General features: G+C 46.6%; 8 protein-coding genes. 5 read left to right on the forward strand and 3 right to left on the reverse strand.

From position 1 onward, the window contains the following. Positions 1 to 269: SAM-dependent methyltransferase (locus Q0241_RS12585; RefSeq protein WP_299377911.1), on the reverse strand; the 269-nt coding region annotated here is incomplete at its 3' end. On the opposite strand from Q0241_RS12585, the gene Q0241_RS12590 reads away from it, so the two are divergent. From Q0241_RS12590 to Q0241_RS12610, 5 genes are all read left to right on the forward strand, one after another. Further along, a complete protein-coding gene (locus tag Q0241_RS12590; protein WP_299377912.1) occupies positions 260 to 1690 on the forward strand; it encodes a penicillin-binding protein activator in 1431 nt (476 codons plus the stop codon). The two genes, Q0241_RS12585 and Q0241_RS12590, sit on opposite strands and share 10 nt — an antisense overlap. 43 nt (positions 1691 to 1733) lie before the next feature. Beyond that, positions 1734 to 2108, forward strand: a complete 375-nt coding sequence (locus tag Q0241_RS12595; RefSeq protein WP_299377913.1) for a metalloregulator ArsR/SmtB family transcription factor — start codon at positions 1734 to 1736, stop codon at positions 2106 to 2108. Between the two features lie 97 nt (positions 2109 to 2205). Continuing rightward, the gene (locus Q0241_RS12600) at positions 2206 to 2778 is read left to right on the forward strand and encodes a LemA family protein (protein WP_299377914.1); all 573 of its coding nucleotides are present in this window, start codon (positions 2206 to 2208) and stop codon (positions 2776 to 2778) included. Beyond that, positions 2775 to 4721, forward strand: coding sequence for a DUF2207 domain-containing protein (locus tag Q0241_RS12605; protein WP_299377915.1), 1947 nt, complete (start codon positions 2775 to 2777; stop codon positions 4719 to 4721). The genes Q0241_RS12600 and Q0241_RS12605 overlap by 4 nt, the downstream gene beginning before the upstream one ends. Positions 4722 to 4825: 104 nt before the next feature. Continuing rightward, on the forward strand, positions 4826 to 7210 hold the full coding sequence (locus tag Q0241_RS12610) for a heavy metal translocating P-type ATPase (protein WP_299377916.1): 2385 nt from the start codon (positions 4826 to 4828) through the stop codon (positions 7208 to 7210). 12 nt (positions 7211 to 7222) lie between these two features. Here Q0241_RS12610 and Q0241_RS12615 read toward each other — a convergent pair whose 3' ends face one another. Then, positions 7223 to 8071: a phytanoyl-CoA dioxygenase family protein gene (locus Q0241_RS12615; RefSeq protein WP_299377917.1), complete on the reverse strand. Its 849-nt coding sequence runs from the start codon at positions 8069 to 8071 to the stop codon at positions 7223 to 7225. 26 nt (positions 8072 to 8097) lie between these two features. After that, the gene (locus Q0241_RS12620) at positions 8098 to 8442 is read right to left on the reverse strand and encodes a hypothetical protein (protein ID WP_299377919.1); all 345 of its coding nucleotides are present in this window, start codon (positions 8440 to 8442) and stop codon (positions 8098 to 8100) included. Between the last annotated feature and the right edge of the window lie 153 nt (positions 8443 to 8595).

An 8595-nucleotide genomic window follows, 5' to 3' on the forward strand; every position in this document is an offset into this window, starting at 1 on the left:
GGGGCTGTAAAGCCAAAGGCTTGGGCAAGCTTTTTGGTGACACGTGTGTCTTCACAGGCGATAAGGTCTGCGGCGGCAAGAATTTTTTTTGCACGGTCCGTAATATCCCCCATGTTGCCGATTGGGGTAGCAACGAGGTAAAGTGCTGGTTCAGGTTTATCGCTGCTTAGGGCGGGTCGACTGTTGGCTTGTTCCTCGGTAAGTGTTTTATTGGTCCCATCGGACTTGGTGACAGGATGATTTTGAGAGGATGACTGTTTTGAGCTCAACGTTGGCAACTTTCTTTGTTGTAAAAGGCACGGGTATTAGCCGTCGGCTTGTTTCCCTACCAGCGATCATCTTGCTTTCTATTCTGATCTCTGGTTGTCAGACAACCATGAAAAAGGGGCCGGACGCAACGGCAGAAACCCCAGAGGTTGAAGAAAGTCAGTCAGAGTCTGTGGAAAACACTGCAGAGCCAGAAATTACGGAACCTGAAGTTATTGAAGAGATAGATCCCTTCGCGGACCTTGATACGGCAGAAACTGTCGTGATCAGCGAGAGACGGACAAAAGTTGGCTTTCTTTTGCCGTTGAGTGGTCGCCACAAGGCGATTGGTGAATCTCTACTAAATGCGGCGCAACTTGCTTTGTTTGATGTGTCCGGCGAAAAATTTGATCTGGTGGTCCGAGATACAGCGGGCACACCCACAGGTGCACGCACGGCAATGGAATCGCTTGTTAATGAACAGGTTGATCTGGTGATTGGACCTCTATTTGCCACATCTGTCTCGGCAATTACGCCCCTTGCACGTCAGGCTGGAATAAATGTCCTGTCTTTCTCGAACGATCAGGCTGTCGCTGGTGATGGTATTTATGTGTTGGGGCTAACACCGGAAGAACAAATCAGACGTGTCGTGAATTATGCTGCAGCTCAGGGCATTCGCCGGGTTGCTGTTTTTGCTCCTGATAACGATTATGGCCGGCGTATTGTCAGCGCGTTGCAAATTCAATCTTATGGATCAGGCGTAGAATTAACGCGGCTTGGCTTTTTCAATCCGTCAGATTCCGATCTGGAAGAGAAAGTAAAGGCGATTGCCAATTACAACGCACGTCATCAGTCTCTTCTGGCCCATAAAGCAACGTTGAAGTCTCGGGGTGATGCAGCGTCACGAAGAGCCCTTGCGCGGCTTCGCGGGCGCGATACGCTTAGTCCGCCAAATTATGAAGCTATTATTATTCCTACGGGTGGCAAGCAATTGTTAACGATTGCGCCGTTACTGAACTATTATGATGTTGATCCTAATCAGGTAAAATATCTTGGTACAGCCCTGTGGAATAACCCCAAGCTTGGTCGTGAACCGGCACTGGTTGGTAGCTGGTATGCTGCTCCTTCCCCGGTGCATTGGGAAAGCTTTAAAGATCGTTACAAAGTACTATATGGCCGGACACCACCCCGTATCGTGACACTTGCCTATGATTCCGTTGCTCTGGCAGCCGTTATTGCCCGTCAGGCCGAAAGCCAATCCACTGCTGTGAACTATTCGAAGAGCCTTTTGACCAATTCACAAGGTTTTGCCGGTCTTGATGGTGTTTTCCGTCTTCATGCCGACGGTCGGAGTGAGCGCGGCTTGGCCATTTTGTCGCTGGAGCGTGATTTGATCAATGTTGTTGATCCTGCCCCGGCAAGCTTTACACCTTTGGTTAATTGATCATAAGCGGCTTGGTTATCTAAAGATCATCGAAAGTAGAATTGTGGCGATAGAAGACCATCAAAATTGTCAGCCTGTCATCTCTGATGCCTCAGGAGACGAAAGTTGCTGTCAGGGGCTTCCCGAACTTGGGGGCAGGGGTGTTGAGAGCCTGAGCAACATCTTCAAGACTTTGGGTGATGAGGGGCGGTTACGGCTTTGCCTGTGTTGTTTCGAGCATCCTTGTTCTGTTAGTGAACTTTCAGAGGCTACAGGGCAATCTCAATCGTTGACGAGCCACAATCTACGCCATCTCAGAGATGCGCGCATCCTGGTGTCTAAAAAGGCTGGACGCCATGTTCATTATGAATTGGCAGATGAACATATCCGCCATGTCATTGCAGACATGGCGCACCATGTTCTGGAAGATCTCGATTAAAATAAAGTAACAGCAACAATTGATACAAAATACCTGCTAGCAGCTTTTTACACGCGCTGTATAGTGAGGGCATATTTAATTCTATTGTGGACTGTGTATGCCTTCGTCGTTTCTTTTGCCTGTTCTTGGAATTGGCATTCCCGCCTTGGTGATCCTGTGGGCTATATTTGCCTATAACCGGTTGGTGAAATACCGTCAGCAAGTTTCAGAAGGGTGGAGCGGTATTGATGTTCAGCTGAAAAAGCGAAGCAACTTGATCCCCAATCTGGTCAAGGTTGTTAAGGGATACGCCGCGCACGAAAAAACCACGCTAACCGATGTTACGGAATTGAGAGCACAGTGTGTGAGTTCTTCTGGAAGCGGTGTTGATAAGCGTGGGGAGGTCGAAGGGGGCCTTGCGTCTGCTTTGACGAGGTTGCTTTTGGTTGCGGAAAATTATCCGGATCTAAAAGCGGATAATAGCTTTCTTGATCTTCAATCCACTCTGACAGAAGTTGAAAATGATATTGAGATGGCGCGTCGGTATTATAACGGTGCCGTACGATTGATGAATGTATCTGTCGAGAGCTTTCCGAGTAACTTAATCGCAAAACAGTTTCGCTTTACCCGCGCAGAGTATTTTCAGCTGGAAAATTCAGATGACCGTCAGGCACCAGGAGTACAACTATGAACGATCAGATATTTCGTAAGTGGAACTTTGGGGCTTTGTTGCTTGGAGCGTTGATCCTATTTGCGCCATCTTTTGTATTGGCTGATGAACGGATTAAGCTATTTGTTTCTGACATTGCTGTTCAAGAAGATAGCAGTTTGAGAATTACAGAAACAATAACAGTTCGTGCTGAGGGTAAAAATATAGCAAGGGGAATCTATAGAGATTTTCCCACTAAATACAAAGTTCGGGGTAAGGATTATTCGGTTGGATTTCAGCTCTATTCTGTTGCGCGAGACGGACAGAATGAAGATTACCATATAAAAGATCTTAGCAATGGTATCCGCCTTTATTTGGGGCGGTCTGATTACCTATTACCACCGGGTGAATATACCTATGAAATTACCTACATAACGACGCGCCAACTCACGCATCTGGATACGATGGATGAGCTGTACTGGAATGTAACTGGTAATGATTGGAATTTTCCTATTGATAAAGTCGTTGCAAACATCGATCTCCCGACTGGTGCGAATGTGATGCATTCTATTGGCTATACAGGGTATCAAGGCGAGGATGGAAGTGACTATGAATCAAATTTAACTTCGGACGGAATTTCATTTACGACGACACGTTTTTTACAAGTTAGCGAAGGTTTTACGGTAGCCGTTAGTTGGCCAACTGGCTTTGTCCGAGTCCCGGATAACCTTGAGCAAGCTGAAAGCGATGCTGAAGACAATACCAGCTTCTTGATTGGGATTGTGACGCTGGTTATTGTCACGATCTATTATGCTGTTGTGTGGTTTTATGCGGGTCGTGATCCTGCGGCTGGTATTGTTATACCCCTTTTTAAAGGTCCAAAAAATATTTCCCCTGCAGCGGCTGGGTATCTGAACCATTTAGGGTTTCGGAAAGGTTATAGCCAGAAAACAGCATTCGTTGTTGCGCTGACAAGTCTGGCTACAAAAGGATATATAACCATTGATCAGAGCAAAAGTGACTATTCCCTGAAGAGAACAGAAAAAGCAGATCTGGATAGTTTGCCACGAGGGGAATGGACGATCATTGACCGACTACTGCCTAATCCTGAAGATGAATATAAATTAAAGCGGAAATACGATTCCAGATTTGCTTCTGTGGTCGGCTTTTTTGGTGAAGCAGTCAGTAACGAGTATGGATCTGGCTATTTTGCGGCAAACACTGGTAAGTGGCTTATCGGATTTTTGATCGGGCTTTGCGGCGTTATTATATCATTGGCTTATGCTGGGGGAGATTTTATTGTCCCGGCACTGTTCTTTATGGCCTTCTTTGGTATTTTTTCCGGAGTCATTTTACCACCTTTGTGCAGGATTCTGTCCGAACGAATGGCAAAGTCCGGATTACCAAAAAACATTGCCGCACTTTTGCCCTTGGCCATTTTTCTGGTGATCCCTTACTGTTCTTTGTCTGTAGGAGAGCTTATTACTGATCAGGCTTTCTCATCTGAAAGTTACGGTGCTGTTCTTTTAATTTTTACCGTCACGCTGGTTTTTAGCTATTTGATGGAAGCCCCAAGTGTAAAGGGTCAGAAGATTCTTGATCAACTGGAAGGATATAAGCTGTACCTATCTGTTGCCGAAGGGGAGCGATTGTCTGCTATTGGTCCAGAACCTAATTTCAATGAGCATGTGTTTGAGCAGCATTTGCCTTTTGCGATGGCTCTTGGGGTTGAAGATCAATGGTCAGAAAGATTACAAAACTATCTGACCATCATGAATCAGGCTCCGATGGATTATAAGCCACGCTGGTATAGTGGGGATTCCTTTTCCCGGAGCTCAAGTTCTATTGCCAGTGGGCTGACAAGCGGTATCGGGCATACTATTTCTTCGGCTTCAAGTCCGCCAAGCTCGTCGTCTAGTAGTTCATCCAGTGGTGGTGGATCTTCCGGCGGCGGCGGCGGCGGCGGTGGCGGCGGTGGTTGGTAAGATACTGCTTTTTTAGTATCAAACTTAATTTTCCCACGGGCTCTTGACTTAATTTAAGTATGAATATAATTTCATATGAATAATTTTTCATGTTTAGGTTGGTTATGGCACAAACACTTTTACTTGTAGATTATATGCCCGAAGCTGAAAGCTGTGGGGATTGTCGGGATCGAATTAGCAAAAGGCTCGAATCTTTGCCTGGGCTGTCTTCTTTTGAGGTTTCCCGCAAGGCTGTCTCTTGGGTTGGGGGCGAGGATATTAAGGATGCGATTATTGCTATAATCGCGGAAATTAAAGAGCTCCACCATCATATGGTCTGGACAATCAGTGGTATGGATTGCCCCAGTTGTGCAAAATCAATCGAAAAAGCAGTCGACAGATTACCGGGTATTCATACGGCGCGAATTTCTTTTGCACGAGAACGCTTAAACTCAGATTTTAACCCGAGCGAAGTTACTCAAGACGATATACAAAAGGTTGTTACGGGCTTGGGTTTTGGTCTGACTGAAGTCGTCGACGGCAATTTGGATAAGGTAAAAAGAAGTTCAAGCTGTTGCTCTTCCTCGCAGGCCCAGAGTCAAACACCGACAGCAATTTCAAATGGTTCTGATTTTGGTCATCTTGATCAGGTTAAAGCATTCTTGAGCGGGAGTGCTGGTAAGATGTTTATTGCGGGCGTCGCGCTAGTTGTTGCGGTGGTGTTGGCACAGGTTAACGCGGAAAATGCACGTGTTTATTATAGTGTCGCGGCTTTAGCTGGTTTGATTCCGATTTTTCTCAATACAGTACGATCTATTCGTTTTGGTCAGTATTTTGGTATCCAAACTTTGATGACAGTTGCTGCGATTGGGGCTTTACTTCTGGGCGAAGCCCTCGAAGCATCAATGGTGTTATTCCTCTTTTTAATTGGTGAATCCTTGGAGCAGCGGGCCGCGAATAAAGCGCGAGAAGGCGTGACGCTATTGCTTGATCTCCAGCCTAAAGTTGCCCGGCTGGTTCAAGGGAACGATCGTCGGGAAGTCCCAGCTGAGGACTTGTCTGTTGGTGATGTAATTGAAGTCCGCCCGGGTGAAAGATTACCTGCTGATGGGATTGTTCTCAATCAGATGGCGATTTTGGACGAAGCTGCTCTGACGGGTGAATCTATTCCCCGAAACAGAGATGTAGATGACGCAGCTCAGGCTGGGGCGCTTGTTCTTGAGAAACTTACAACCTTTCGTGTGACGTCGGAAGCTGGTGATAACACGTTAGATCGTATCATAAGGTTGATCGAAGAATCAGAGGAACACAAAGCCCCTGTTGCACGTTTTATCGATCGTTTTTCATCCTGGTATACGCCAGCAATGATGATTGTTGCACTATTGGTCGCTGTGATTCCCCCGTTGTTTTTCAATGGTGTTTGGGACGTTTGGATCTACAAGGCACTTACTTTGCTCATTATTTCTTGTCCTTGTGCTTTGGTTATTTCTGTTCCGGCTGCGGTGACTTCTTCCCTTGCAGCTTCCGCACGTCGTGGGTTGTTGATTAAAGGGGGGGCAGCCCTGGAGTTGTTGTCCCGAGCTAAAACCATGGCCTTTGATAAAACGGGTACGCTGACTGAAGGCAAGCCACAGGTTACAGATGTTATTGCACAGGACGATGCGGCAGAGATGATCCGCTTGACTGCGGCTGTGGAGCGAGGATCAAGCCATCCCTTGGCTGAAGCGGTTGTTCGTTATGCCGAAGACCAAGGCATAGAGATTCCGGCTGTAACAGAGGCCCAATCCATAACCGGAAAGGCAGCTTTGGGAAATGTCGAAGGACGTATGGTTGCTGTCGGATCTACGGATTATTTTGCAGAACAACTATCTGCAAATGCAAAAATTTATGAACAGGCACAGGGACTTTTGGCACAGGGAAAAACCGTTGTTGTTGTGATAATTAATAATGCCCTTGCCGGGGTATTGGCTTTACGTGATGAACCGCGGGAAGAGACTAGTGATACCCTGAGCCAATTGCAGGAGCTTGGTATTGAAACCATTATGCTTACCGGGGATAACCCGAAAACCGGCAAAGCGCTGGGGAGTGAGTTAGGGCTTACTGTAAAAGCAGGTTTGATGCCTCAGGATAAGCTTAGGGAAATTGATGAGTTGCGGGCCAAGGGTGCTGTCGTGATGGTTGGCGATGGTATAAATGATGCGCCTGCTCTTAAAGTTGCCGATGTTGGTATCGCAATGGGGGGCGGTACTGATGTTGCTCTGGAAGCGGCTGATATTGCGTTGATGCAAAATAAGCTACAGGACCTGCCTGTATTGATTCGTCGTGGACGTCAGACCATGTCCAATATTCACCAAAATGTTGCTTTGGCGCTGGGTCTCAAGGGGGTATTCTTGATGACAACTTTGTTTGGGATGACCGGGCTTTGGATGGCTGTGTTAGCTGATACAGGGGGAACGGTGTTAGTTACTTTGAACGCTTTGCGGCTGTTGCGAAATTCCCCAGATTCGTAGATCACTGATTTATTATCGAGCTTCAAAGTTTTTGGGGAGGTCAGCGATATGTTTGTATTTTTCGAACTGTTGGAAGATGAGGTTAAGGCGTTCTTCAGGGGATGGGGGATGCTTGGGGTCTAACAAGGGTTCGCAGAGTGGATCCAAGTCAGAATTTTGAAACTCGAGCGAGAGACTTAATCTTGGGGTTTCGGCATTTCTGTGGCTTCGACCACCCCAGTGATAGAGGTCCTGTCGCCACCCTAATACTGACCCAGCTTTGGCGGGGAGGCAGAGAATGTCCTGTAAGGCAATTTCAGATGGATCTGTAACCGGAGCCGGATAATCTTTCTCACAGCTAAGCGGGAGAACGGACATACAGCCGTTTTCAGGCGTTGCATCCGTTAAGGGGACCCAAAGACTCAGTGAGACTAACATTTCCTGTCCATAGAGTTCGATCACTGATTGATCAGCACTGTCTCTGTGCGGGGCCCAGCCTTTTGCTTTGCCGGGGATGATGTACCAAGCCCAAAAATGGGGAAGGACGCTGTAGTTATCCCCCAGAAAATTTTGTAAGAGGGTACGCAAACGGAAAAACAGTTCCCAGGATTCATCGTAAAGATAAATAAATGCCTGTGGCAGATTATGGCAATAAAGCTTCTCCATTGCCTGACGAAGGGGCGCTATATCCTGTTCCGTAAAAACATTTTGGCAATTCAGGTATCCGTCTTGCCATAACGAATCAGATGCGCTGGACAGTAGATCATCGACAATTGTTTGAGTCGGAGTTGCGTTCAGGTGATTTGAGCTGATTGTGAGATGTGGATTGAGGTCGCGCCAAAAAGATAAGCTATTGAGTTGCTCTTTTGTGAAGTGACTCACAACTGAATCCTGTCGTTAAACGATGGTTATCTATTTATATATTGAGCTAATGCAGCATCCAGGACGGCTGATGCCATTGCTCTTGCCGTATCTTCCAGCAATTTCCCATCATCAGCCTTTGGTCCTTCAAGCTTCTCTAGCTTGTAGCTTTCCGGGAGATCCGCAATCCCAGCAGCTTTGACATCCGGGTGTTCCTTTAGTTCATCAATCAGAGAGATACAGCCTTTCCATTTATGGGTCAGAGTCTTGATAACGCGGTCTTTATCGACGGCAATGTCGTTCCACTTTTTATCAGTGTTTAAGTCCTCAAAACCGGGTCTTTTGGAAGCCTGCTGATAAATAATGGCGGCGGCTTTTTCTAGGTGTAGCATGCATAAATCCTCTATTTATTGCCTTGTCTCATCTGTTTGATGATCAGGCAAGTTATAGATAGGGCTAGATTTTTGATGTTGAGTAACGAGATGCTTCGAAATGTCCCTCGGGAGTAAGAAGAGAATAACAGTAAGTCATAAAATATGACGGTA

This window comes from uncultured Kiloniella sp. (assembly GCF_937128705.1).
Taxonomy (GTDB): Bacteria; Pseudomonadota; Alphaproteobacteria; order Kiloniellales; family Kiloniellaceae; genus Kiloniella.